The sequence below is a fragment of the Dietzia sp. IBK-p2-15D genome, assembly GCF_057773105.1.
In genome coordinates this window covers 206,994-231,663 of sequence record NZ_JBYMTK010000001.1, presented here as the reverse complement: position 1 = coordinate 231,663, position 24,670 = coordinate 206,994, and the positions used below count along the sequence as shown (strand labels likewise).

Genomic DNA, 24,670 nt, shown 5'->3' with positions numbered 1-24,670 from the left:
GCGTCGTAAGCCATCCTCTGGCCGGTCGCCAGTGTCAGACCAAAGTGCCAGAGTGGACCCATGGCGAGCAAGGGTTCTAAGGAGTCGGTCGAGGTCGACGGGCGGACCATCCGGTTCACCCACGCCGACAAGGTGCTCTACGAGGCCACCGGCACCACCAAGGCCGATGTGCTGGAGTACTACCTGGCCGTCGCCCCGCTGCTCATGACGTACGCGGGGCGGCGGCCGGTGACGCGCAAGCGCTGGCCCGACGGCACCGATGACAAGTCCTTCTTCGAGAAGAACCTCCCCTCCCACGCGCCCGACTGGGTGCCGCGCGTGGCGATCGAGCACTCCTCGCGCACCGTCCGCTACCCGGTGCTCGACTCCCCCGCCACGCTCGCGTGGTTCGCGCAGCAGGCCGCGCTCGAGCTGCACGTGCCGCAGTGGACCCTGGAGAACGACGAACCGGGCCGGACGCGTCGGATCGTGATCGACCTCGATCCGGGCGAGGACGTGGATCTGGATACGACGGCGAAGGTGGCCCTCCGCGTCCGCGACCTGCTCTCTGCGGCTGGGCTCGACTCCTTCCCTGTCACCAGCGGGTCCAAGGGCATCCACCTCTACGCCCGCCTGGACAAGGCCGTCACCGCCGCCAGCGCCTCCAAGGTCGCCAAGCAGATCGCGCAGTCGCTCGCCAAGCAGACCCCCGACCTGGTCACCGCCACCATGAAGCGCTCCATCCGCGACGGCAAGGTGTTCGTCGACTGGAGCCAGAACAGCGGCGCCAAAACCACCGTCGCGCCGTACTCCCTGCGCGGCCGGGCCGAACCGTGGGTCGCCGCTCCCCGCTCGTGGGAGGAACTCGGCGACGGTGGCCTGGCGCATCTGCACTGGGACGAAGTCCTCAAGCGCCTGGACTCCGACGGCGACCTCCTCGACGGGCTCGAAGGCACAGCCCAGGAGAAGTCGACCTCCTCCACCGGTTCGGCATCGCGGGCGAAGAAATCGGGTGGCAGCAAGAAGGGCTCGTCGTCGTCGTCCGATGACGAGGACCCCGAGCCCGCCGACACCGATTCCACCGACGGCTCCGACGCCGCTCACTCCACGGACGTCGAGGGCTGCGACGCCGAACCCACCAGCGACGACGCCGTCGTCACCAGCCTGGCCGAGTACCGGCGCAAGCGGGATCGCCGCAACACGCCGGAGCCGTTCGAAGGCGAGGTCGAGACCGATCGCGACGACGTCGACGGACCGATCTTCGTGATCCAGGAGCACCACGCCCGCCGCCTGCACTTCGACCTGCGGCTGGAGCACCACGGGGTGCTGGCGTCGTGGGCCGTGCCCAAGAACCTGCCGACCGAGCCCAAGGACCGGCGGCTGGCCGTCAACACCGAGGACCACCCACTCGGCTACGAGACGTTCGAAGGCACCATCCCCAAAGGGGAGTATGGCGCCGGCCACATGACCATCTGGGACCGCGGCTGGTACGAGTGCGAGAAATGGCGCTCCGACGAGATCATCGTGTGGCTGCACGGCGAGAAGGTCTCCGGCCGCTACGTGCTCGTGCGCACCAGCGCGGAGAAGAACCAGTGGATCGTGCAGTACATGAAGGACCAGTCGCCGGACTCCTTCTACGGCGGGCGCGACAACCCGAAGTCGTCGTATCCCGAGGGCGATAAGCGGGCGCGGTCGGGCGGCTCGTCCCGCGGCTCGGGCAAGGCGTCGTCCCGCGACTCGGACAAGACGTCGTCCCGCGACTCGGACACGGCCGACCGCCCCGACGCTCCCCCGCTGCCGATGATCCCCACCGCCGCCACGGTGACCGAGCTGCCCGACGACAAGTGGGCGTTCGAGGGCAAGTGGGACGGCTACCGGGTAACCATCGCGACCAGCGGCGCCGGCGGGCAGGCACGCCTGGTCAGCCGCAACGGCAACTCGATGGACTGGCTGACCGACGGCTTCCCCGGGCTGGCCGACGCGCTCGAGCGGCCCGCGGTGATCGACGCCGAGCTGGTGATCCTGGGCTCCGACGGCGTCCCGGACTTCGCGTCGCTCGCCAAACAGGCCGCGGCGGAAGGGCAGGACTCGTCGCTGCCCGCCGTCGAGCTGTTCGTCTTTGACGTGCTGGAGGTCGACGGCGTGGACCTGCGGACGCAGGCGTGGGAGCGACGACGGGAGGTGCTGGACCTGCTCACCCCGGCGCTGACCGGCGTGGATCGGGTGCACGTCCCGGAGGTGCTTGACGGCCCCGGCGACCGCGCGCTGGCCGAGGCGGAGGAGTTCGGCTGGGAGGGCATCGTCGCCAAACGCCGGGACTCCCGCTACGAGTCGGGGCGGCGGTCCAAGGCGTGGCTCAAGGAGAAGCTGCTCACCACCACCGAGGCCGTGGTGGGCGGCTGGCGGCCGGGCAAGGGCGGGCGCTCCGGCTCACTGGGCTCGCTGCTGCTCGGCCTACCCGCCGAGACGGGCCTCACCTACATCGGCCGTGTGGGCACCGGCTTCTCCGACAAGCAGGCCCGCGCGCTGCTCGACGAGCTCGAGCCACTCAAGCGCAAGACCAGCCCGTTCGTCGAGCAACTGCCCGCCGACGCCCGCCGCGACGCCAACTGGGTTCTGCCCAAGCTCGTCGTGGAGGTCCGCCACCAGGGGTTCACCGAGGACGGCCACATGCGCCAGTCCTCCTGGCGCGACATCCGGCGCGACAAGCTGCCCGGGGATCTGTAAGGGCGCTGCGGGGGTTGGCGGAGGCGACCGGCCCTCGTCGTCATACCCGCGCGGTGATACCTGCGGCGCCGCCGATCGACGCTCCGGCCCGGAGATCGAGGTAGAGATCTGACTTGGCGTACCCTCCGCCGCTTGCCGAAGGCGACGCGACGCTCCTCCCCACGACGACGCCGGACCAAGCCGCAGATGCGCCAGCGGAGCACGGGGGGCCCACTTCTGGTACCGCTGACCAGTCAACAGGAGCCGCGATCACCGACCCCAGCGAGACCACCGAGCAGACCGCCGTGGCCGAGGGGCCGCAGGATCCCGAGTCGGTGCGCGTGGGGCGGGAGTTCGCAATCGTGAACCGCGACGGCGTCGAACTGGGCACCGCGAAGGTCGAGGACATCGTGCGGACGCCCGGCTGCGGAGTCGAGCTCACGCTGAGCATCACCACCTCCGCCGAAGCGGGCCCCGACAGGTGGACGTCCGTCGCCGCGGACGACTTCGCCGAGGTCCGCGCCGGCGGGTCCACCCGCGAGGCCACGACGCTCAACTCGGACTGCGAGCAGGCCGCCAACTCGACGACCACTCCCCTGTCACCGGGACGGGACTACGAGATCGTCATCGCCTTCCAACTCGACGACTCCGCGCAGCAGGCCATGCTCCGGCCCGACGGCACCGCCGGGTGGATCTTCGACCTGCCGCCGCTGACCACCGTCGCCGTGACGACGAGCCCGGCGGCGGCCCCCACCACCGGAGAGTCCGCCACCACGCCCACCGGCACCAAGCTGACGACCACCGACATCGCAGAGGCATAGACACCGTCGCGCGGGAAGCGGCCCCGGCCACGGGGGATCGTGGTCGGGGCCGCTCGTGCCCGCCGGTTCCGCACAGCGGGTGGGACGCTGGCGGTAGCTGGAGCTGACCTCGTCGTCGTCACAGTCTCTGTCAGTCCCACCCGCGTGCGGAACCGGCGCGCTTCACATCAGACGGTGATGACGCGGGGACCCACCGAGCCCGACTCGGGATACCCGAGCGAACCGCGCACGAACCTACTGAACTCCCAGAGCACCCGATCCCACCACCAGAACACCATCTCGGACATGGCCCTACCTCCTGCTCGGTGAGCCAGACGGCCTCCGGCCCGCTGGACCAAGTGTGTTCCGACATCCTGGGAATCGCCCCCGTGGCGGCCTGATAGTCCGATAGCAGAGTCCGAGGATCTCCTACCTCAGCTGTGCCCCCGCTGCCCCGGCGGGCGCCGTTCTGCGCTTCGGCCCCCAGGCCCGGCCAGGCCCGGCGTTCAGCCGGAGACGTACGGGTTCGTCGCGGCCTGGTGGCGGAGGCGGGCGGGGACCACGAAGAACATGACGACGACGAGCACCGCCATCACCGCCGCCGCCACGGCACCCCACACCGCACCCAGCACCAGCGTGAAGACGAGCGCGACCAGGCCGACCATCGCCACCGCCAGAATCGCCAGACCGACACGGGCGAGCGTCGCGGACACCCGGAGCACCCGGTCCTTGCGATGCGACCGGAACACCGCACGGTGGATCATCACCGGGGCCAACAAGATGACCGACGAGGTCAGCGCGAGTGACAAGACCACCAGGTAGAGGGCACGCGCGCCACCGCTGATCTCCACGAATCGGCCCTGGAAAGGCACCACCAGCAGGAAGCCGGTGAGCACCTGGCCGCCGGTCTGGACGATGCGCAACTCCTGCAGCAGCTCGATCCAGTTGCGGTCGATGCGCTGCGCCTCGGTTTCGTTGCGCTCAGCCCCGTTTCGCCCGGTTTCGTTGCGCTCAGCCCCGTTGGGTTCCCCGACTCCGTCGACGTGCATGACGCTCCTCTCGCCGAGTGTCCTCTCCCCGCGTGTACTCCATCGTGGTCGGCACGATGCGGCGGCGGGATCTATCCGGTAATTCACCCACCCTGCCGGTTCGGCTCAGCGGACACCGCAGCCGGGAACGCTTCCACCTCGCATCGCCGGGGAGCACGGCGAGCACCCAGCCACGCTGGTCAACGAGTCCCGGTCGTCGGATCCGGGGCACTGAGGAGGTCCGACTCAGGTCCGGACGTCGGCTGCGGGCCCGCCCGGGCCGCTGACCTGCGGTGCCCTGAACGGGGTCTGCAGGGCATCGCAGGTCAGCGCGGCTATCAGTTGTGGGACGCGAAACAGCGGCGTGGATCGGCGACCGCGGGCCCGGCGGTGCGGCACGATGAGGACATGGTCAAGCCGTCCAACACCGCCGCCATCGCCTCCGCCACCGGCCGCCCGTGGGTCGAGTGGGTCGAACTGCTCGAGCAGGCCGGGGCGCGGGAGAAGAACCACACCGCGATCGCCCAGCTGACGCTCGAGCACATGCCCGGGTCGGTGGAACGGGCCGAGTGGTGGGCGCAGGGCACGGCAATCGCCTACGAGCAGCACGCCGGCCTGCGGGTCCCGGGGCAGTCCTGCGACGGCGACTTCCAGCTCTCCACCTCGCGGACGGTCGCCGGGGACAAGGACTCGGCACTGCAGGCGTGGACCGAGCTCGTCGCCGGGCGCGAGGAGTTCGGCGGGATCCCGGTGGAGGGCGAGCCGTCGGTGACGCGGTCGGAGAAGTGGCGCTACTGGCGCGTCCCGCTGGCCGACGGCACACGCGTGGCGATCAACTTCAGCGACAAGGCCGGCGGCAGCTCCGGTAGCAAGGCCAGCGTGGGGCTGGCGCACACCAAGCTCGACTCGGCCGAGGCGATCGCCTACTGGCGGCCGGTGTGGAAGGAGCTGCTCGGACAGCTGTGACGAGTGCCGCTGCTACAGGTCAGCGGTACGCCTCGTGAGGCCGAGTCGGCCTGGCTCGAGCTCAGTGTCATCGCCGTCGTCATCGGTCAGTAGGTCCACGAGTGTTGTGGGATCCTTCAGGCGAGCCTGGCCGATAATTCTCTTGCTCTTCCGCCGCCATACCCACCTCCGATTCCGCACTCACGGTAACGCTCTGCGCCGCCGGGCGCGAGGTCGCGTTCACTCCCGTGGCCTGCCGACGCTACCGGTTCGGCCGGAGCGAGCGACTGCGTGCGGGGGCGGTGGCGGCCGTTGTCGTCGTCGTACTACCCCGATGGCCTCGCGCAGCCCACGGTGAGGTGCCCGCCCCCACACATGAACGCTCGCCCCGGCGAGTGCCGAGGCGAGCGTTCGTTATGGGGGGCGAGGCGGTCAGCCGGTGACCGCCGCCAACCGCTTCTCGTCGATGGTGCGGTCGAAGACGAACGCGTACAGCAGCCCCGCGCCGACGGCCGTGTAGGGCCAGACGAAGTAGACGATCACGCCCATCGCCATCGACAGGCCCCAGAGGGTGGAATCGCCGGCCTCGGAGAGCACCGACCACAGGACCAGCACGGCCAGTCCCGCGCAGTAGGCCACGATCGCCATCGAGGAGGCCTTGTCCCAGGTGCCGTTGGAGCGCAGTGAGCCCAGCAGCATGGTGGTCACGGCGAACAGCGGGACGGCGAGGAACACCATCTGCCACACGTCGAAGATCATGCCGAGCAGTGCGAAGGCGGCTACGCCGACGAACACGTGGATCAGGGTGCCGGCCCGCTTGTGCTCGGGCATGGGGACGCCGGCGCGGTCGAGTGCGGCGAGATCAGACATGGTCGGGCCTTTCGGTGGACGGGGCAGCCGGGCTGGTCGCGGGAGCCGAACTGGAGGCGGGAGCCGTGGCGGCGGCGGCGCCGGACGCGGGAGCAGCGGCGGTCGAGCCGGCGAGCGGACGGTCGGTGCCGGTGCCCGGGCCGCCGTAGAGGAACGCCAGGGTCGCGTCGGGGTGGCGGTTGGAGGTGACCAGCGAGACCACGTAGAACAGCAGGATCGACACGAGCAGCGAGATGCCGCCGACCTGCATGTACTCCGGCAGCGAGATGATGTCGCGGGCGGCCAGGGAGCTGATGATGAGGTTGCCGAGGATCGCAAAGACGACGGTCACGGTGGCGGCCGTCGCGGTGGCGCGCTCCCAGTAGATCGACATGACCACCGGGCCGACGATCGCCGCCGCGAACGCGGCCCAACCCAGCGCGCCGAGCAGGAACACCACCTGCGACAGGAACAGGGTGAGCAGCACCGAGAGCACGACCAGTGTCAGCGTGGCGATCCGGCTCCATAGCAGTTCACGGACCACGCGGACGCCGAACGCGGCGGGCAGGTCGCGCATCATCGACGAGGCGCCGATGGTGATGAAGCTGGAGGCCGAGGACATGATCGCGGCGAGTAGGCCGGTCAGCGCGATGCCGCCGACGATCGGGTGCGTGACCGAGTCGAGGAACCAGATGGCGGTGTCGTCGATGTTCTCCAGCTCGGGGGCGTCGCCGGTGATGGTCATCGAGCGGGTGGCCAGGCCGATGCCGACCGAGAACAGGGTGGTCACCGCGTAGGCGATGCCGGCGACCGCGGCGCCCCACTTGAGCTGCGTCATGTCACGGAGCATGAGGAACTTGGTGAGCAGCTGCGGCTGACCCACGGCGCCGACGAAGATCAACAGGCCGAAGGCGAAGATGTAGGTGGGCGACTTCACGCCCTCGATCGCCAGCATCTCGGCGCTGGTGGTGGAGATGGTGTCGAGCATGGGCACCCAGCCACCGGCCATCTGGACGGCGAAGAAGAACAGCCCGACGGACATGACCACCATGAGCACGCCCTGGATGAGGTCGGTCCACACGGCCGCGAGCATGCCTCCGGCCATCGTGTAGGCGGCCACGACGAGCGAGCCGATCCACGCGCTGGTCGACACCGACGTGCCCAGCAGCAGGGAGATGATCACGCCGATCGCCGTGACCTGCGCTGTCATGTAGGCGACCGAGGCGATGAACACCGCGGCCGACATGGTGGCGTGGGAGGTGCGGTCCTGGAAGCGGATACGGATGAGGTCGGGCACCGAGTAGACGCTGTGCTTCTTGCCGATCCAGTTCAGACGACTACCGAGGAGGAACCAGGCGACGGCGAAGCCGAACGGCGCGAACAGTCCGACGGCGATGAGTGCCTGGAAGCCCCACGCGTACGTCTGCCCGGTGCCGCCGACCATGCCCCAGCCGGACTGGATGGACGAGAAGCTGGCGATGGCCATCACGAAGAAGCCCAGCGACTGGCCCGCCACGAGGAATTCCTTGGCCGACTTCATCTTGGTGTTGGCCCAGGCGCCGATGGCGAACATGAGCACGAAATAGACGATGACCACGCCTATCACTACGGGATTGTTCATTTCGTGTCCTCTTCAGTGGGTGTCACGGAGTGCGCTGGATGACTAGCGCGCAGCTGCGCGCGGCGGATCTTGCCGGTGTTGGTGGTGGGGAGTTCGTCGAGGAAGACGACCTCCCGCGGGTATTGGTAGAAGGCCAGGCGCTGTTTGACGAAGGCCTGGATCTCGGCGGCGAGGTCGGCGGTGTGCTCGGCGGTGCGGTCGACTCCCTCCGCGGGGACGACGTACGCGACGATCGCCTCTCCGCGCAGCTCATCGGGCACGCCGATCACGGCCACCATCTCGACGGACGGGTGGCGCAGGATCTGGTCCTCGATCTCGCCGGGGCCCACGCGGTAGCCGGCCGACGAGATGAGGTCGTCGTTGCGGCCGGAGAACCAGAAGTTCCCCTCGTCGTCGACCTTCGCGAGGTCCCCGGTGTGCAGGACGCCGTCGGCGGTCTTCTCCGCGGTCTTCTCGGGCGCGTTCCAGTAGCGCAGGAAGGCGTTCGGGCTGGGCAGTCGCACGCAGATCTCGCCGACCTCCCCCGCCGCGACCGGCTCGCCGAGGTGCTTGCCAAGGCTGTCGAGCAGCACGAGGTCGAACCCGGGCGTGGGGCGACCCATCGAGCCGGGCGGGGTCGCGAACTCGGCGTGGCAGGTGCCCACGATGAGATTGCATTCGGTCTGGCCGTAGATCTCGTTGACCCGCACGCCCAGCGCCTCGCGCGCCCACTCGGCGACGGCCTCGCCCAGCGCCTCACCGCCGGAGAACGCGGCCCGCAGCCCGGTGCGCGAGTAGTCCACGTCGGACGCGCGCATCATCTTGAGGATGGTCGGCGGCAGGAACGAGCAGGTCACGCCGTGCCGCCGCAGGATGTGCTCGACGGCCTCGGGGCTGGGCCGCCGGGTCGACGCGACCACGGGCACCCCGCTGTAGAGGCTGGGCAGCAGCACGTCGAGCAGCCCGCCGGCCCACGCCCAGTCCGCGGGCGTCCAGAACACGTCGCCGGACTCGCCGGACTCGCCTGGCTCGGCGGGCTCGGCGTCCGCGGCGCCGCGCGGGAACCCGTCGAGCGCGCGGACCACGCCGGGCATGTGGCCCAGTACGACCCGGTGCCCGTGGAGCGCGCCCTTGGGCTGGCCGGTGGTCCCGGAGGTGTAGATGAGCAGCGCGGGGTCGTCGGGTCCGGTGTCCGCGACGACGACGGCGAGGTCCGCCTCCTCCGTCACCGCGAGCGGCAGCACGGTGAGCGCGCCGGTGCTCCCACCCGGGGCCGGAACCGCATCGCCGGTGACGAGCACGGTGCGCAGTTCGGGCAGCTCGGCGAGTTCGTCGGCCAGGCGGGCGTAGCAGTCGGCGTCGAACACGGCCGCGACCGCTCCGGAGTCGCCCATGCGGAACAGCGCCGCCTCGGGACCGAACTTCACCGACAGCGGCACCGCGATGGCGCCCATGAGGTACGCGGCCATGTGCGCGACGGCGGTCTCGGCGGACTGCGCGCACATCACGGCGACGCGGTCGCCCTCGCCGACCCCGCGCTTCCGCAGGAACGTGATGTGCCGGCGGGCGCGCTCGCCGAGTTCGCCGAAGGTGGTGATCTCCGGTGGGTCGTCGCCGCGGTCCACCACGATCGCGGGTGCGTTCTGGGGATGTGGGTCCATGCACGCGGCGCCGATGTTGAATCGTTCCGGGATCTCCCAGTGGAAGCCCTCGGGCCGCAGTGGCGGACTCCACGGGCGCCGCCTTGTGATCTCGTTCACGTCGTCTGGCATGCCCTGAACCGTAGGAGTGGTGTGGACCACATACAATGGAGATTTCCCCTAGCTTCGGAGTGTGCCCATGTCTGAATCTCCATCCACCCCGTCCACCTACGAGTTCCTCACGCTCGACGTCACCGACGGCATCGCGCTGATCACCCTGGGCCGGCCGCCGGTCAACGCCCTGTCCCGCGCGATGCAGGAGGAACTCCGCGCGGTGGCCGGCGAGGTCTCCGGCCGCGACGACGTCGACGCCGTGGTGTTCACCGGCAGCGAGCGCGTCTTCGCCGCCGGTGCCGACATCAAGGAGATGCGGAACATGCCGTATGCCCGGATGGTCGCCGAGGCCCGGGAGCTCCAGTCCGCGTTCACGGCCGTCGCCGCGATCCCCCAGCCCACCGTCGCCGCCATCACCGGCGCGGCCCTGGGCGGCGGCATGGAACTGGCCCTGTGCTGCGACCGGCGCATCGCCGAGGACAAGGCCAAGCTCGGCCAGCCCGAGATCCTGCTCGGCATCATCCCCGGCGCCGGCGGCACGCAGCGCCTCACCCGGCTCGTCGGCCCGGCCGTGGCCAAGGACCTCTGCCTCACCGGCCGCACGCTGACCGCCACCGAGGCCCTCGAGCTGCGCGCGGTCGAGGAGGTCGTGCCGGACGGGCAGGCCACCACCCGCGCCCTCGAGTGGGCCCGGCAGTTCGTCGGCGGACCCCGCATCGCGCTGCGGGCCGTCAAGGAGGCCGTCGACCGCGGTATCGAGGTGGACCTCGACACCGGCCTGGCCATCGAGCGCGCCCTGTTCGCCGGGCTCTTCGCCACCGAGGACCGCGAGATCGGCATGCAGTCGTTCATGGACTCGGGCCCCGGCAAGGCACAGTTCACCGGCCGCTGAACGCCGCTCGAGCCATGGCCGTCGACCTCGCCCTCGGGCTGCGCGACATCCTCGACGCCTCCGCCGAGCTCGCCTCGGCGGAGGACGAGGACGCCGTGCTGCACATCGCCATCCGCCGGGCCCGCCAACTCGTGGGCACCGACCTGGCGTACGTCATGTTGCTCGACCCCGAGCGAGGCGACACCTACATGCGGATGGCCGAGGGTGCCACCAGCCCCCGGTTCGACACCATCCGCCTGGGCATGGGCCTCGGGCTGGGCGGGCAGGTCGCCGAGGCCATGGCACCCCGCTGGACCCGCAACTACCTGGCCGACGAGCAGTACACCCACGTCATCGACCCGATCATCCGCGACGAGGGCGTCAAGGCGATCCTCGGCGTCCCCGTGCGCACCCACGGCCGGCTCACCGGGACACTGTTCACCTCCGACCGGCGCGAACGCGCCTTCTCCCAGGACGAGATCACCCTCGTCGCCCTGCTGGCCGACCAGGTCTCCGCCGCCCTCACCGCCGCCGAGCGCGCCTCCCGCCGCCAACGCGACCTCGACTCCACCCGCGACGCCCTCGACATCGCCCACGCCGAGACCGCGCGCCTGTCCGCCACCGTCGACCTGCACGAACGGCTCACCCGGCTGGTTATCGCCGGCACCACCGTCCCCGAGATCGTCGACCTCGTGGTGGACCTCGAGGGCGGCACCGCCGCCGTGTTCGACCTCGCTCACCGGGATATCGGCTCTGCCCGCTCCCCCGAGGGACCGCCCGCCGACCTGCTGCGGCAGGTGTTGGCCGAGGTCGGCACGGATTCCGAGCGATCGACCAGTGCGGTCACCCGGTCTGTGGACGGCCACCTCGTCGTCGTCACCCCTGTCGTCACCGGACCCGACCACCTCGGGTACGTCACGTTCGCCAGCCGCGGCTCCGTGCCCGCCATCCGGCCCGTCCTGGCGCGCGTGAGCTCGGTGATCGCGCTGATCCTGCTGGGGCACCGCGCGCGCGACGAGGCCGACAACCGCGTCCGCGGCGAGCTGCTCGCCGAGGTCCTGGCGCCCGGCGAGCACGACCTCGACGCCATCGCCCGGCGAGCCGCCCTGCTCGGGGTGGACGTGGACGCCGACCTCGTGGCGCTGGTGATCACGCCCGCCGAGGCCCGGATGACGCGGGCGCTGGAAACCGAGTGCCGCTCCCTCGCCCGCGCCGACGACGGGCTGGTCACCACCTACGGCGACCGCGGCGTGATGCTGCTCCCCGGCACCGACGCCGGTGCCACCGCCCGCGACGTCGCCGCCCGACTGGCCGCGCACCGGGCGACCGTCGGCGCCGCCGGACCGATCGCCGGCATCGCCGGGCTCGCGGAGGTGGGCGACCACGTCGAGCGGGCCGGACGCGCCGCACGACTGCTCATCGCGCTCGACCGGGCCGGCGACGGTGCCGCCACCGAGGAACTCGGGCTGTACGGGTTGCTGTTCAGCGAGGTCGACCGCGAGTTCGTCACGCAGTTCATCGAGCGCAACCTCGGCCCGGTGCGCGACTTCGACCGCACCCGCGGCACCGCGCTACTCGAGACGCTCGAGGCGTGGTTCGGCGCCGACGGCAGCCCCTCCGCCACCTCCGAGCGGCTGTTCGTGCACGTCAACACCGTGTACCAGCGGCTCGACCGACTGGACCACGTGCTGGGCACCGGCTGGCGCCGCGGCGACCGGGCGCTGGAGCTGCGGCTGGCGCTGCGATTGGCGGAGTTGCGGGGGGCGTGAACGCCGCGGGAGTACGAACCGCGCGGGGCGTGAGCAACACGCGTCCAGCTGCGGGTGCGCGTCCAGCTGCGGGTGCGCGTGCGGGTGCGGGTGCGGGTGCGCGTCGCGCAGCCCCGGCCGATGCCCAACTCGCACGCCCCTCGACGGTTGCGCGTCCTCTTCGCTCGAATTCGGCTGGGCCGCGCGCTGGGTTTGGTCCATTCAGGACGCGTAACCGCGGCCCGGCACGACCACCGGGCCGACTGCCGGGGAGTTGCTCTTCGCGTAGGTGGCGATCGATCGGATGGTCGCCGAGTCGGGTCCGCCCACCCGGTGCGCAGAACGCAGGGTCCGCGGGGCTGGGCCGGGTCGTGCACCTGCTGGCGGATCCCTCAGCCGACATTATCCACTCGCTCATTGAGAGCCGCTCCTCACCATGGCGTCTCGCGCGCACCTAGGTGCAGGCCAGACGCCATGGCGAGGAGCGCCGGCAGAGTGGGTGGTCAGGCGCGCCCGCGAGACGCCATCCGCGGGAGCGGGCCCGCGGCCGGGCCGGGCGGCAGCGGGACCCCGGCTCGGGCATCAGGGGTGGCCCGACCCGGGCGTCAGTTCAGCCCGGCGTAGGAGTGCAGGCCCGAGACCACGATGTTGATGAAAAACAGGTTGAACACCAGCACAGCGAAGCCGGCGATGTTGATCCACGCCGCCTTCTTGGGGCCCCAGCCGCTGGTCGCACGGGCGTGCAGGTAGCCCGCGTAGAGCACCCAGGAGATGAACGACACCGTCTCCTTGGGGTCCCAGCCCCAGAAGCGGCCCCACGCGCTCTCGGCCCACACGGCGCCGAGCAGGATGCCCACGCCGAAGACCGGGAAGCCGATGACCGTGGTGCGGTACGCGAGGCGGTCGAGGGTCTCGGCGGCCGGCAGTGGACGGGCCAGGCGGGCGCCCCACCCGTGCTCCTGCCCCTGCGGCTGCCACACGCGGATGAGGTACATGATCGACACGACACCGGGGATGAGCAGGATGCCCGAGCCCAGCGCGATGATCGACACGTGGATCGGCAGCCAGTACGAGCGCAGCGCCGGCACCACGGGAGCGGCGTCGGAGTACAGGTGCGTCCCGCCGAAGAACAGCAGCACCAGGATCGGCACCAACATGAACGGCCACACCACCTGCAGCGCGGGCTTGCGCAGCCAGATCAGCCCGGCCGCCATCGCCAACAGCGTGGAGCCAAGGATGAACTCGTACATGTTGCCCCACGGGAACCGCTCCGTGGACAGTCCGCGCAGCACGAGCGACGCGGCGTGGAACACGAACCCGAGCACCACGAACAGCTGCGCGATCCGCGCCCAGCGCACGTTTCCGGCCGAGGCCCGCTCCTCGTCGCCGGTGTCGGTGAGGGACCGCGACTCGGTCAGCCCGGTCCCGCCGGCCGTGACCAGCTCCTTCTCCGAGACCTTGGCCACGCGGAAACCCGCGTAGTAGATCAGCGACGCGATCAGCGCCAGTACGTAGATCCCGAAGGCCGTCCGGAACGCCAGGTCCGAGTAGGTGGCCAGCGTCTCGTCGATGGGCAGGCCCTGTGCGAGGGTCGAAGTGATCACCGGGTGTCGTCCTTCCGCGCAGCGTCGGCGGCGGTACCGCGACTAGTTGAAGTGTGGCCCGTGTCGGCCTCACCCGGCAACACGGGTGTGGCAGCCGCCGCCGAGACCAGCCGGTCCCGGAGCTCGTCGAACTCGCTCCCCCAGCCCGATCGGTCCGTCTTGGCCAGGCCACCCAGATCGACACGGGTGACCTCGTCGTCGTCGACACTCACCCGCGCCCAGATCCTCCGGCGCCGCACCATCAGGCTGAGCACCAGGCCCGCCATCATCACGGCGGCGGACACTCCGACCCAGATCTGCGTGGGGTCGGAGGAGACCTGGATGTTGACGAACTCCTCGGCGCCGTCGAACCGCACCTCGGTGCCGTCGGGGAGGGTGGTGGATTCGCCGGGCTTGAGGTTGACGCGGGCCTCGCGGTTGAGCGCGCCGGACTCGATGAGGTCCGGCTCGAGCGAGAAGACCGACTGCGGGCGGCCCGTGTCCAGGCCGGCGTCCCCGCGGTAGACGTCGATCGCCACCGCCGGGTCGTCCATGCGCGGGAACCGCGAGCTCAGCAGGGTGCCCTCGAACTGCGCGGTCGGCGCGAACAGGCCCTGGATGGCGATCTGCTGCGTCCGCCGCTCGGCCAGATCGGGGTACATGCCAGCGGGCGGGTCGAAGCGCATGATGCCCGAGGACAGGAACGTCTGCAGCTCGGTCGGTGACCAGTGCTGGGTGTCCGTGCGGGTCTCGCCGTTCGGGTACGTCACCGTGAACGTCGGCGCGAAGCCGTGACCCTGCAGGTAGACGCGGGTGGAACCGATGCGCAGCGGGTGGTTGACCCGCATCTCGAACGGCTCCCACGTGTCGGGGTCGGTCGTGGTGACCTCCTCCGTGTACCGCACGTTCGAGGTGAACATCTCGGCCTGACCGTTGGGCAGGTAGTCGGCGCGGAAGTCGGAGACCTTGATGCAGAACTGCTCGAGGTCCGTGCCGTCCACCAACAGTCCAGCGCGGAACGAGTCGTACGCGCTGGGCGTGGTGTTGCAGAACGCCGGCGACTCCTCGTTGGCGACGATGACGCGCATGCCCTCGGCGTAGACGAACTTGCCGGCCGCGAACATGACGAGCAGCGCCAGCAGGCCGAAGTGGAAGACGATGTTGCCGACCTCCCGCGAGTAGCCGCGCTCGGTGGACAGCTCGATGGTGCCGGGGACGCGACCGTCGCCGTCGTTGCGGCGGACCCGGCCCTTGAGCTCGCGACGGATCTGGGCCGCGGCCTGCTCCGGCGTGGCCGTGGTCCGGTACGCGGCGTGGTGCGGCAGGCGGGACAGGTTGCGCGGGGTCAGCGGCGGGGGCGTGCGCAGCTGGCGGACCAGCTCGAAGCAGCGCGGGGTGAGGCAGCCGACCAGCGAGACGAACAGCAGGACGTAGATGGCGGTGAACCACCAGCTGCTGAAGACGTCGAACAGTTGGAGCTTGTCGTAGGTCTCGCCCAGCCACCCGTTCTCGGCGATGTACTCATTGACGTTGCCCTCGTTGAGGCTGCGCTGTGGCAGGAGCGCGCCCGGGATGGCGGCGACGGCCAACAGGAACAGCAGGATCAGCGCCGTGCGCATGGCGGTGAGGGTGCGCCACGCGTTGCGGAGGAACGCGGTGACGGCAGCGGTTCTGGGCATGGGGTCCATCTGCGGGTCGCGGCGCGCCGAGGCGGCTCGGGGCCTGACTCGGCGCCGGTCGCACCCAGGCTAGTGGGGCGAACCTGAGCGGATCCTGGCAGGGTGTGGCCAACCACGGGGAGGTCGCGTCGGGTGTGGCGGGGGTCTCCGGCCGGCCGCCGGAGTCTCCCCCGCCGCGGGGGTTCCTGGTCGGTCGGGGCCGTCACCACCGATAGTCGAGAAACTTCCCGTCCAACGTGATCACCACCCGGTCGCCGTCGGGGTCGGCGCGACGGTTGATGTCGACCGTGAAGTTGATCGCGCTCATGATCCCGTCTCCGAACTCCTCGTGGATCAGCGCCTTGAGCGCCGGGCCGTACACCGACATCGCCTCGGTCAACCGATAGATCGTCGGATCGGCCATCACCTCTGCCGGCGTTCCGCGGCTCGGCTGCAGGGCGAGGCTCTCCGCCACGGTGTCGTCGAGGCCGAGGAGGTCGCACACCGACCGCGCCTGCTCGGTCGACAGCGGGTGCTGGCCGAGTAGCGCCGCGGTGGTCCACACCAGCGGGGTCGCCAGATGCTCGGCCAGGTCGGCCCAGGTGCGGCCCTGGCGGATGCGGGCGGAGTCCACGAGCGCCGCGGCCTCGTGCTTGGACATGATGGGGGTCATCGAACGGATCCTCTCGGTGGGCGGGTGGGCTGGCGGGTGGGCTGGCGGGCTGTCGGGCGTGCTCGCGGGCTGGCGGGCGGGCGTCCCTGCGGGGTCAGACTGCGGCGGGCTCGGTGGTCGTGCGCTCAGTTTTGGCGGTTCCGGTCGTCACGAGCTCGGTGTTGGCGCGCTCGGTGGTGGCTCGCTCGGTGGTGGCGGGCTCGCTGTCGGTGTCCGGAGCACCGACCGTTGCCGTGTCCGTGTCAGGGGACGACGTCCGCCGGGCCTTGGTGCGCGCGTGGGTGACGTAGAGGGTCAGGCCCACGAACAGCAGCCCGCCAACGAGGTTGCCGGCGACGGTCGGGATCTCGTTCCACACGAGGTAGTCGCCGAGGGAGAAGTCGCCGCCCAGCATCAGGCCGGTCGGGAACAGGAACATGTTGACCACAGAGTGCTCGAAGCCCATGTAGAAGAACAGCATCACGGGCATCCACATGGTCAGTGCCTTGCCGCTGACGCTGGTGGACATCATGGCGGCGACCACACCGGTGGAGACCATCCAGTTGCACAGCACGCCGCGGAAGAACAGTGTCAGCATCCCGGCTGCACCGTGCTCGGCGTAGCCCAGCGTCCGGGATTCACCGATCTCGCCGAGCCGCTGGCCCACCTCGTCCGGGGCGACGTTGAACCCGTAGGTGGTGATGAACGCGATGAGGAACGCCACGGTGAGAGCGCCGGCGAAGTTGCCGACGAAGACCAGTCCCCAGTTGCGCAGCATGCCCCCGACCGTGACGCCGCGGCGTCTGTCGAGCAGGGCCAGGGGCACGAGGGTGAACACGCCTGTGAGCAGGTCGAAGCCCAGCAGGTACAGGAGGATGAAGCCCACCGGGAAGAGCACCGCCCCGAGGAGTGCACTGCCGGTCTGGACGGTGACGGTGACGGCGAATGCCGCCGCGAGCGCGAGGATCGCGCCGGCCATGAATCCGCGGATGAGTGTGTCGCGGGTGGACATGTGGACCTTCTTCGCCCCGGCGTCGATCATCGCGCGGGTGAAGTCCTGGGGTTGGACGTAGGACACGGGTGCCTCCAGCTGTGCGGCGGTGGTGGTCGTACCGCGACAAGTCTGGGAGGTCTGTGTGTCTGGGCAGTGACCTCGTTGTGTGGGCTGGTTACCCTTTGCTCACCGCGCGGGGGATCGCCCGTGAGGCCGGCGCCGCCCGGCCGATGACGCAGGCCGGGCGGCGCCGATGTTCCCGGGTCGGCACACCGTGAAGGCTTCTCGTCTGCGCTCGCGTCGCCTAGTGCCGGTCCGCGCCTCCGCCGGTGTAGTCGCTGCCGATTACACGGCCTCGGAACGGCTCGGGCTGGTCCGACTGCCCGGCAGCAGTGGGGTCTTCTACGGGTCTGCGACCGAGCACCGCGGGCGCGACCTTGACCGGATCGCCGATGATCGCCGTGGTGTTGGTGGCGTTGGTCAGGTAGCTCGCGGGGGTGTGTCCGCGGCGGTCGTTGTTCTGCCCGGCCCCTGCCGCGCCCATCACTCCACCCATCGGCATTGCCCCAGCTCGCCCGGCCTGTGCCGCACTTGGTGACGACGACGAGAACGCCCCGGCGCCCGGTCCCGCGGCACCCGCGCCTGCCGAACCGGCTCCGGGGACTCCTCCCGACGGGCCGCCGGCACCGAATCCGGCCAGAGTGCCGGCGCCACCCATGCGTGATGCTCCTGCACCTGCGGCCGCAGCCCCGCCACCGCCGACCAGCCCGGCTGTCGAGCCGAACCCGCGATCCCGATTGCGGTTGCTGTCGCCGACGGTTCCGCCTCGGATCCCACGGATCCCGGCCGCGCCACCGGCCCCGCCGCCGGCCTGCTGACCGTGTGCACCCGGTATCGGCGCGAACGGCGCCCCAGCTGCGGTCGTCGTGGCGTTGACACCGCCTCCCGCCCCTGCCTGTCCCGCTGACGGCGCTGCCGCTGCTCCCCCGTCGGCCGCACCTGCCCTCGCAGCCAGGAGAGCCTGTTCAATGGCGGCATCTGTGGCCGAGGGGGGAGTGCTCGTCGTCGTCCCCGCCCCAGCGCCGCCCGCGGTCCCGGCGGCCACCGGCGCCTCGCTGCCCGCTCCGCTCGGACCACCTGTGATGGCGGCGATTGCGGCAGCATTCGGCGCCGCCGGCTGGGCCGGCCGCGGGATGCCCTCGGTGTTCCAGACGCGCGCCATGTCGATGCCGCTGGGCCCGCCCAGCGCCGAGGTCGACACCACCCGATAGGCGGCGGTGAAGTCGAGGTCATCGAGGTTGGCGTCCATGACTGCGGGGCTGTACTCGGTGTTGACGATCGCCCTGGCCTGCTCCTCCGCCGCCGCCATGCGGGCCCGCGACTCGGCAGCGGCGCTCAGCCCCGCAGGTCCGTGCTCCTGGCCGGAGAGCTGCGCGATCTTGGCTTGCACTGCCTGCTCGGCGACGTTGGTGCGGGTGGTGACGAACCCGTCGTGCGCGCGCCTGGCCTTGGCTGCGACCTGCTCCAACTCCCCTGACAAAGCGAACGCCGAGTTCACCAGGCCCGTCACCGAGTCCTGCGCACTCGACGCGAACTGCCCCTGCCAGCTGCTACCGAGGATGTTGTTGAGGTCGCTGTTGAGCTGTTCCGCAGCTGAGTTCAGTGCCTCCGAGACTCTGGTGGCCCGCTCATCGATGTCGCTGAACTGGCTCGGCTGCAGCCCTTCGGCACATTGTGCGATGCGCTCCAGCGGCGAATCCGACACATCCTCCGGCCCCACTCGCCCGTAGGCGCCCATGACGCACATGTCCTGGAGTGCGAAGACGTCCGATTCGCTTGCATGTATCAAGCCGAGGCTCTGCAACCCTGCCGGCTCCTCAGCCGCCTTCGACAACGCCCCCGCCAGCGCCTGATCCTGCGCCTCGATCAAACCTCCGGCGGCGGCGAACAGCATCGACATCGCCCGAGCTTGAGAGACGAAACCGTCAAGCAGTGTCCGTAGGTCTTCCGCAGCGAAGAGCGAGTACACCGCCCCCAATTGCCGAGCTGTATCGAAAGAACCGGCACCGACGGACTGCAATTGCCACAAGCGAAGCCTAGATGCCGACGAAATTTCATCGACGAACCGTTCACACGCACCGAAGCAAGCTTCAGCGACGCCCGGGTCAAGGTGAACCATCATTTGAAGTCTCCTTGTGGCAGGTACGGCATTACCGGGAGGATCGATTCATCCAGGGCGGCGCATGGGTCCGCGAAGTTGTTTCCCTTGTACGCGGATAGACCATGTATAAGGTCTACGCTCACAAAGAGTGTGCCCTTGTGCGTAAATAGAGTCCGCTGGCAGCCGTTTTCGCCCATGTCTGATTTGCTAACCAGTCTTAAACTCGGGCGACCTCGAATTTCGGACTCACTTGCATCAAATGATTGGTCTCGCAGATAATCGCTTCGCGACTTCCACGTCGACAGCACTCCGAAAATGACTTCGTCGTTCTTCCAACCGCAGGCAAGCAAGTCTCCGGGCTGATTAATTCGCAACTGCTCGTCCTGCCGCACAGGCGAGCCAACCCCCTCTTCGATAGCTTCGATCGGGATCTCGGCACACGGGTCAAACAGGGCAGGCCTCTGCTCGATCGGCAGATCCCAGGGATTGCCCGGCTCCCCGGCAGCGGCTGGGCTCGTCGTCGTCGACGTCTCTTCTCCCCCGTCAGCCGACGCGCACCCGGACAGCACCACACCGGCGGCCACCACCGCGGCTACGAACGCTCTACTTTTCCCCACAACCTGTACGACGGGCCGAGCCGCCGAACGGTTCCCCCGACCTGAGGTTCGCGGCGCCAAATCGCGTCGCCGCAGGTCGGAAGGGGCGTCGTCAGGTCGGTAGGCGCTCACGATCAGAGATCATCGCAGTCGTCGCCGGCCGACGGGTGGGTCATCACAGTGCCGGGCCCAGAGATTTCTGTGCCGGGTATGGAACCGAACGGTGGGCTCGCGACGTCGTACCTGGTGACGGACAAGCTGCAGGAAGGGCGAGGCGTGAGTTACACGATCGGGCTGATCAGTCGTTGGGACACCACCGCGCTGACCGCCGCCGGGGACGCCATTGCCACCCGTCGTGCCACTGCAGAAGGGTTACGGACATCCTTGGCCGACGGGCGGGACACGCTTTCCGAGGGCTGGTCCGGCGTCGCAGCAGACGCGGTCCTCGACGCGGCAGAGACCGAGAAGTCGCACGTCACAAAGCTCGTGGGCGGGCTCGAGGACCTCACCGACGCCCTGACCCGAGCCGAAGCAGCGCTGCAACCCGCAGTCCAATCGGTACGCGACCGAGTAAGGGACGCCGTCAGTGCCGGACTGGTCGTCGGCCAAGACTCCGTCGGCCCCGCACCAGGCCGCGACGACATCACCCAGGACACCGTCAACGCCCATGCCGAAACGATCCGCATGGCCCTGGACACCGTGCGGTCGCTCGACGAGCACTACGGTCGCGAGATCGACCTCGTGGCCACCCGGATCCACGATGCGATCCCGCCAGAAGTCGACCGGCGACCGATACCGGGAGGGTCACGAAACGGTTGGTTTGGCGCAGTCGACGCCGTGACCGGCGCGGCCGGCTACGGGTTCCCCATAGCGGCCGACGAGCTGGACCCCGAAACTCGTGGAAAACATAAGCTCAACCCTGTTGCGGACGCCCCCGGAAAGGCGTGGGCTGGCGTCCTACGCGGCCTCGGCAGAGCGGCCGGCCCTGCCGGCGCAGCCGTCACCATCTACGACGGCGTCGAGGGATACGCAAGGGGCGAAACCTCGGCTACTGAAGCGTCACTGGAGACAGTAAGCGCTCTCGCCGGTGGCGCCACAAGCGGTGCGGCGCTCGGGGCCATGACGGGCGGTGCTGTCGGCCCACTTGGCGCGATCCTCGGCGCTGGCGTCGGCGCAGCGGTCGGCAGCTACTTGGGAAAGAAGGGGGGAAGTGCGGTGTTCGACCGTTACTTCACCCCGTGACTAGGAGGAACCGAATGGACGACGACAAACCTGACGATGGCCGCAAAATTCGCTGGATCTGGTTAAGGCCGCCGACCTGGGCTGCATTCACTCACAACATCCGCCTAATAGTAGATAACGACCCCTCGGTTCTCGTTCGAATTTTCGGAGGCCTGGCGGTTATCGGCGGGGTGATCATCTGGGGCGAGTTCTTTGCCTAGTCTGGCCGGCAGCGGACAACATCGCTGGAATTGAAATTCCAGTCGCGAGATTCGGACCAGAGTCAGTCGTTGAGCAGATTCCTGCATTCTTCTTCAGCTGACTGCTAGGCGCGCTCCATCCGCTGGACCTGGTCGTCAAACCGGGGGTGCCGGGCTTCCCGCCCGACATAGTGTCGCCACCGGCAATTGTCACACGGGATCGCAACCCGCTGGTGCCAGCCGCCCTGCGGCCGATATCCGCTCGGATACAACTCTCGCCTAGTTGCCTTCTTGGTGGGAGGCCACTTGCACAAAACAGTTCGCGCAGTCCCCCGCAAGGCCAGCTGAGCCCGGAGGCAATCGGGCGAGTAGTCCGCGAGCACTCGGCGGTGATGGCATCGGCGTTCCTCTTTCGCCAGCGCGAACTGGGACGACGCGTTCGTGTCGTACCCGGGTGATCTAATCGAACACATGAGCGACACCGGGATGGGAGCCACGGCCAGCAGTGAGCTGAGCGCCATGCTGTCCGCGCTCGATTCCCACCTTGAGCGCGACTGGACGGGAGTGTCACCGGCGGAGCTGCATGCCGAACTGGTCGCCCTCGAACAGGCCCAACGCCGCATCCGCGCCTCCCAGGCCCGCGTCTTGGCCACCGCCCGCACCTCGGGTACCGCGCGGCAGATGGGATTCGTCAACGAGCGACAGATGCTCACCGGCGGCCTGGGCCTGGCCCCCGGGGAGGCGCGCGGCCGGCTCGATGACTCCGCCATCGCCGACACCGCCCGCATGCGCGCCACTGCCGAGGGCACCCTGTCCGCCGGACACCTCAAGATCATCAACACCGCCCTGGCCGCCCTGCCCGACGACTACGACGACGAGGCGCGCGCACACCTGGAAGCGCAGCTGATCGCCCTGGCCGCCGACCAGTGCACGACCCGCCGCCTCCAGGAACACGCGCACCAACTCCTGGACGCTGCCGATCCGGGGCGCACCGAGCGCGGCGCGCCCGAGCGAGCCCGCCGCCGCTCGGTCACGTGCGGCGGCCAGGGACTGGACCTGATGGCCCGCGCGGCGATGACCATGGACCCGCAACTGGCCGCGCTTATGCGCGAAGTCCACGCCCGCTGGGGCCAGCCCGGCCGCCTGTGGCCTGACCCCGAGGAGAAGGACACCCGCACCGACGGTCAACGCATGCACGACGCGCTCGTCCACGCCCTGACCCTGGCCCTGTCCGCAGATGCCGCCAAGACCGGCGCACCGGCGGCGATCGTGGTCCGCGTGGACCTCGACCAGCTCGCCACGCTCGCCGGCTGCGGCGAGACCGACGGCGGGATCCGCGTGCCCGTGCCGCAGGCGCTGGCCATTGCCCGCGGCAACCACTGGTTCCTGGCCCTGTGCGACAAGGAGATCGACCTGCGACTGTTCCGCAGTCGCCGCACCGCCTCCCGCTACCAACGCCTGGCCCTGTTCGCCGCGTACGGAGGCTGCACACACCCCGACTGCGACCAGGACGCCCGACACTGCGAAGCCCACCACGCGGGCAGACCCTGGGCCGCCGGAGGCCTCACCAACATCGATGAACTCGCCCTGGCCAGCGGCGACTGCCACACGATGATCCACGACACCGGCTGGTCCACCATCCCCGACCCGCACGCACCCCAGGGCGTCAGATGGATCCCACCCGCCGGAACCCCCCGCGCGGCCGACCCGCCACGGCCCAAACCCGGACCACCACCACCGTCACCACTCGAAGCGCCGATACTCCCGTTCGCGCTCCTCCACGACCTCGACGCCGCGATCACTCGACGCCATGACGCAGTCCGGGAGGCGGCGTGATGACGCCCGGCGTGGGTGGGTCAGATGGGCAGCGTGGTGTCCGAGATGGCGAAGTCGCGCAGCCAGTCGATAAACAGCGCCCACCCGCCGGACAGCAGCAGCAGGCCCACGATGATGAGCATGACGCCGCCGAACACCTGAATGGTCCGGGTGTGCTTCTGCAGCCAGCCGACGGTCCGCATCGCCCAGGTGGAACCGAACGCCACGATGATGAACGGGAGTCCCAAGCCGAGGCAGTAGGCGACGATCAGCAGCACTCCGCGCGCGGCGTCGACCCCGGTGCCCGCGGCGACCGAGAGCGCGGCGGCCAGCGTCGGCCCCAGGCACGGGGTCCAGCCGAGGGCGAACACGGCGCCGAGCATCGGGGCGCCGATCCAGGTGGACAGCGACTTGGGCTGCATGCGCGTGTCCCGCTGCAGGGTGGGAACGAGACCGATGAAGACGAGCCCCATGAGGATCGTCACCACGCCCCCGAGACGCTGCAGCAATTCCTGCTGGGGTGCCAGGTACTGCACTGTGCCCAACACCATCGCGCTGAGCATCACGAAGACCACGGTGAATCCGCCAACGAACAACAGCGACGCGCCCACCACTCGGGCTCGCGAGGATCGACGGGTGCGGCGCTCCTCAATCGTCAGGGTGGCGGTGGCAGCGCGTTGACGTTCGGCGGCGGCGGCGGTGACCGGCGGACGCTCGGCGCCCACGACGCTGGCGAGGTACGCCAGATAACCGGGCACCAGCGGGATGACGCACGGCGACGCGAACGACACGAGTCCTGCCAGGATGCACGCGCCCAATGCGAGCAGGATCGGGCCGCTGGCCACGGTCTGCTGGAACGTCTCCCCCACGCTCTGCGCGAGCAGGATCGCCTCCGGGTTCACGTCTGGTCGACCTCCTCGGCGAGGAGCTCGCTGACGGTCTCGCGCAGCTCGTCGTCGGTGATCTCGGCCAGGTACACGGCGGCCACCCGGTGCTGCTTGTCGAGGATGATCGTCGCCGGCACCACGGACGTCGGGAAGCCACGCAGCGCGGCGACCGCAGCATTACTGGGATCCCAGATCGAGGGGAACGTGATGCCGTTGTCCTTGACGAAGTCCACCGGCTTCTGCCGGTTGGGGTCGCGCAGGTTGATGCCGAACACGGTGGCACCCTGGGGCTCGAATTCCTCCTGCAGGCGCTGCAGGTCGTCGGACTCGGCCCGGCACGGTCCACACCACTGGCCCCACAGGTTGAGGATCACCACCTCACCGGCGAAGTCCTCCTGCACGGTGAGCGTGCGATCCGGGTCGAGCAGGTCGGGACCGGTGAGCGTGGCGACGGGCTTGCGCTCGGCCGGGGGGTCGTAGTGGATCTCGATCTGCCCGTCGGGGCTGACGAACTCGAACGTCTCCGGGCCCACCACCACGGCGTCGTCGCCGGTCGCACAGCCGCCGACGAGGGCGCCGGTCAACAGCAACGCGCCGAGGGCGGCCTTGGTCTTGCGCATGGT

General features: G+C 69.7%; 20 protein-coding genes. 8 read left to right on the top strand and 12 right to left on the bottom strand.

Annotated elements, in window-relative coordinates; genetic code table 11:
- The first annotated feature begins 60 nt into the window (after positions 1 to 60).
- Positions 61 to 2,706 carry an ATP-dependent DNA ligase gene (locus tag AC3DEV_RS01050; protein ID WP_488371019.1) on the top strand — a complete coding sequence of 882 codons (2,646 nt, stop codon included), beginning with the start codon at positions 61 to 63 and terminating at the stop codon, positions 2,704 to 2,706.
- Between the two features lie 113 nt (positions 2,707 to 2,819).
- Positions 2,820 to 3,506, top strand: coding sequence for a hypothetical protein (locus AC3DEV_RS01045; protein ID WP_488371018.1), 687 nt, complete (start codon positions 2,820 to 2,822; stop codon positions 3,504 to 3,506).
- Between the two features lie 485 nt (positions 3,507 to 3,991).
- Here the strand turns inward: AC3DEV_RS01045 and AC3DEV_RS01040 are convergent, their stop codons facing one another.
- Positions 3,992 to 4,534 carry a DUF6328 family protein gene (locus tag AC3DEV_RS01040; RefSeq protein WP_488371017.1) on the bottom strand — a complete coding sequence of 181 codons (543 nt, stop codon included), beginning with the start codon at positions 4,532 to 4,534 and terminating at the stop codon, positions 3,992 to 3,994.
- Between the two features lie 387 nt (positions 4,535 to 4,921).
- On the opposite strand from AC3DEV_RS01040, the gene AC3DEV_RS01035 reads away from it, so the two are divergent.
- Positions 4,922 to 5,479: a hypothetical protein gene (locus AC3DEV_RS01035; RefSeq protein WP_488371016.1), complete on the top strand. Its 558-nt coding sequence runs from the start codon at positions 4,922 to 4,924 to the stop codon at positions 5,477 to 5,479.
- A 411-nt stretch (positions 5,480 to 5,890) separates the two neighbouring features.
- Here the strand turns inward: AC3DEV_RS01035 and AC3DEV_RS01030 are convergent, their stop codons facing one another.
- Genes AC3DEV_RS01030 through AC3DEV_RS01020 form a run of 3 tightly spaced genes read right to left on the bottom strand, consistent with a single transcriptional unit; the run spans position 5,891 to position 9,679 of the window.
- Positions 5,891 to 6,328, bottom strand: a complete 438-nt coding sequence (locus AC3DEV_RS01030; protein ID WP_120286010.1) for a hypothetical protein — start codon at positions 6,326 to 6,328, stop codon at positions 5,891 to 5,893.
- Entirely contained in the window at positions 6,321 to 7,928 is a 1,608-nt protein-coding gene (locus AC3DEV_RS01025) for a sodium:solute symporter family transporter (RefSeq protein ID WP_488371015.1), read from the bottom strand. The genes AC3DEV_RS01030 and AC3DEV_RS01025 overlap by 8 nt, the downstream gene beginning before the upstream one ends.
- The gene (locus tag AC3DEV_RS01020) at positions 7,925 to 9,679 is read right to left on the bottom strand and encodes an AMP-binding protein (RefSeq protein ID WP_488371014.1); all 1,755 of its coding nucleotides are present in this window, start codon (positions 9,677 to 9,679) and stop codon (positions 7,925 to 7,927) included. The genes AC3DEV_RS01025 and AC3DEV_RS01020 overlap by 4 nt, the downstream gene beginning before the upstream one ends.
- 67 nt (positions 9,680 to 9,746) lie before the next feature.
- On the opposite strand from AC3DEV_RS01020, the gene AC3DEV_RS01015 reads away from it, so the two are divergent.
- Both AC3DEV_RS01015 and AC3DEV_RS01010 read left to right on the top strand, forming a co-directional pair.
- The gene (locus tag AC3DEV_RS01015) at positions 9,747 to 10,553 is read left to right on the top strand and encodes an enoyl-CoA hydratase/isomerase family protein (RefSeq protein WP_488371013.1); all 807 of its coding nucleotides are present in this window, start codon (positions 9,747 to 9,749) and stop codon (positions 10,551 to 10,553) included.
- A gap of 14 nt (positions 10,554 to 10,567) precedes the next feature.
- The gene (locus AC3DEV_RS01010; protein WP_488371012.1) at positions 10,568 to 12,301 is read left to right on the top strand and encodes a helix-turn-helix domain-containing protein; all 1,734 of its coding nucleotides are present in this window, start codon (positions 10,568 to 10,570) and stop codon (positions 12,299 to 12,301) included.
- Between the two features lie 584 nt (positions 12,302 to 12,885).
- Here the strand turns inward: AC3DEV_RS01010 and ccsB are convergent.
- The 6 genes from ccsB to AC3DEV_RS00980 all read right to left on the bottom strand — a co-directional run bounded on the left by ccsB (position 12,886) and on the right by AC3DEV_RS00980 (position 19,912).
- On the bottom strand, positions 12,886 to 13,884 hold the full coding sequence (ccsB, locus tag AC3DEV_RS01005) for a c-type cytochrome biogenesis protein CcsB (RefSeq protein WP_488371011.1): 999 nt from the start codon (positions 13,882 to 13,884) through the stop codon (positions 12,886 to 12,888).
- The gene (resB, locus tag AC3DEV_RS01000) at positions 13,881 to 15,542 is read right to left on the bottom strand and encodes a cytochrome c biogenesis protein ResB (RefSeq protein ID WP_488371010.1); all 1,662 of its coding nucleotides are present in this window, start codon (positions 15,540 to 15,542) and stop codon (positions 13,881 to 13,883) included. The genes ccsB and resB overlap by 4 nt, the downstream gene beginning before the upstream one ends.
- Before the next feature lie 202 nt (positions 15,543 to 15,744).
- Positions 15,745 to 16,194 (bottom strand): cyanase, encoded by a 450-nt coding sequence (gene cynS, locus AC3DEV_RS00995; protein ID WP_488371009.1) that lies wholly within the window; start codon positions 16,192 to 16,194, stop codon positions 15,745 to 15,747.
- A gap of 94 nt (positions 16,195 to 16,288) precedes the next feature.
- Positions 16,289 to 17,251: a formate/nitrite transporter family protein gene (locus AC3DEV_RS00990; RefSeq protein ID WP_488371008.1), complete on the bottom strand. Its 963-nt coding sequence runs from the start codon at positions 17,249 to 17,251 to the stop codon at positions 16,289 to 16,291.
- A gap of 220 nt (positions 17,252 to 17,471) precedes the next feature.
- Positions 17,472 to 19,127, bottom strand: a complete 1,656-nt coding sequence (locus AC3DEV_RS00985) for a PPE domain-containing protein (RefSeq protein WP_488371007.1) — start codon at positions 19,125 to 19,127, stop codon at positions 17,472 to 17,474.
- Positions 19,128 to 19,345: 218 nt separating this feature from the next.
- Positions 19,346 to 19,912, bottom strand: coding sequence for a DUF3558 family protein (locus tag AC3DEV_RS00980; protein WP_488371006.1), 567 nt, complete (start codon positions 19,910 to 19,912; stop codon positions 19,346 to 19,348).
- A gap of 222 nt (positions 19,913 to 20,134) precedes the next feature.
- On the opposite strand from AC3DEV_RS00980, the gene AC3DEV_RS00975 reads away from it, so the two are divergent.
- The 3 genes from AC3DEV_RS00975 to AC3DEV_RS00965 all read left to right on the top strand — a co-directional run bounded on the left by AC3DEV_RS00975 (position 20,135) and on the right by AC3DEV_RS00965 (position 23,181).
- The gene (locus tag AC3DEV_RS00975; protein ID WP_488371005.1) at positions 20,135 to 21,166 is read left to right on the top strand and encodes a WXG100 family type VII secretion target; all 1,032 of its coding nucleotides are present in this window, start codon (positions 20,135 to 20,137) and stop codon (positions 21,164 to 21,166) included.
- Between the two features lie 14 nt (positions 21,167 to 21,180).
- Positions 21,181 to 21,366, top strand: a complete 186-nt coding sequence (locus tag AC3DEV_RS00970; protein ID WP_488371004.1) for a hypothetical protein — start codon at positions 21,181 to 21,183, stop codon at positions 21,364 to 21,366.
- Positions 21,367 to 21,816: 450 nt separating this feature from the next.
- Positions 21,817 to 23,181 carry an HNH endonuclease signature motif containing protein gene (locus AC3DEV_RS00965; protein WP_488371003.1) on the top strand — a complete coding sequence of 455 codons (1,365 nt, stop codon included), beginning with the start codon at positions 21,817 to 21,819 and terminating at the stop codon, positions 23,179 to 23,181.
- 20 nt (positions 23,182 to 23,201) lie between these two features.
- Here the strand turns inward: AC3DEV_RS00965 and AC3DEV_RS00960 are convergent, their stop codons facing one another.
- Positions 23,202 to 24,062 carry a cytochrome c biogenesis CcdA family protein gene (locus AC3DEV_RS00960; protein ID WP_488371002.1) on the bottom strand — a complete coding sequence of 287 codons (861 nt, stop codon included), beginning with the start codon at positions 24,060 to 24,062 and terminating at the stop codon, positions 23,202 to 23,204.
- Positions 24,059 to 24,667 carry a TlpA family protein disulfide reductase gene (locus AC3DEV_RS00955; RefSeq protein ID WP_159148824.1) on the bottom strand — a complete coding sequence of 203 codons (609 nt, stop codon included), beginning with the start codon at positions 24,665 to 24,667 and terminating at the stop codon, positions 24,059 to 24,061. The genes AC3DEV_RS00960 and AC3DEV_RS00955 overlap by 4 nt, the downstream gene beginning before the upstream one ends.
- Positions 24,668 to 24,670 lie beyond the last annotated feature (3 nt).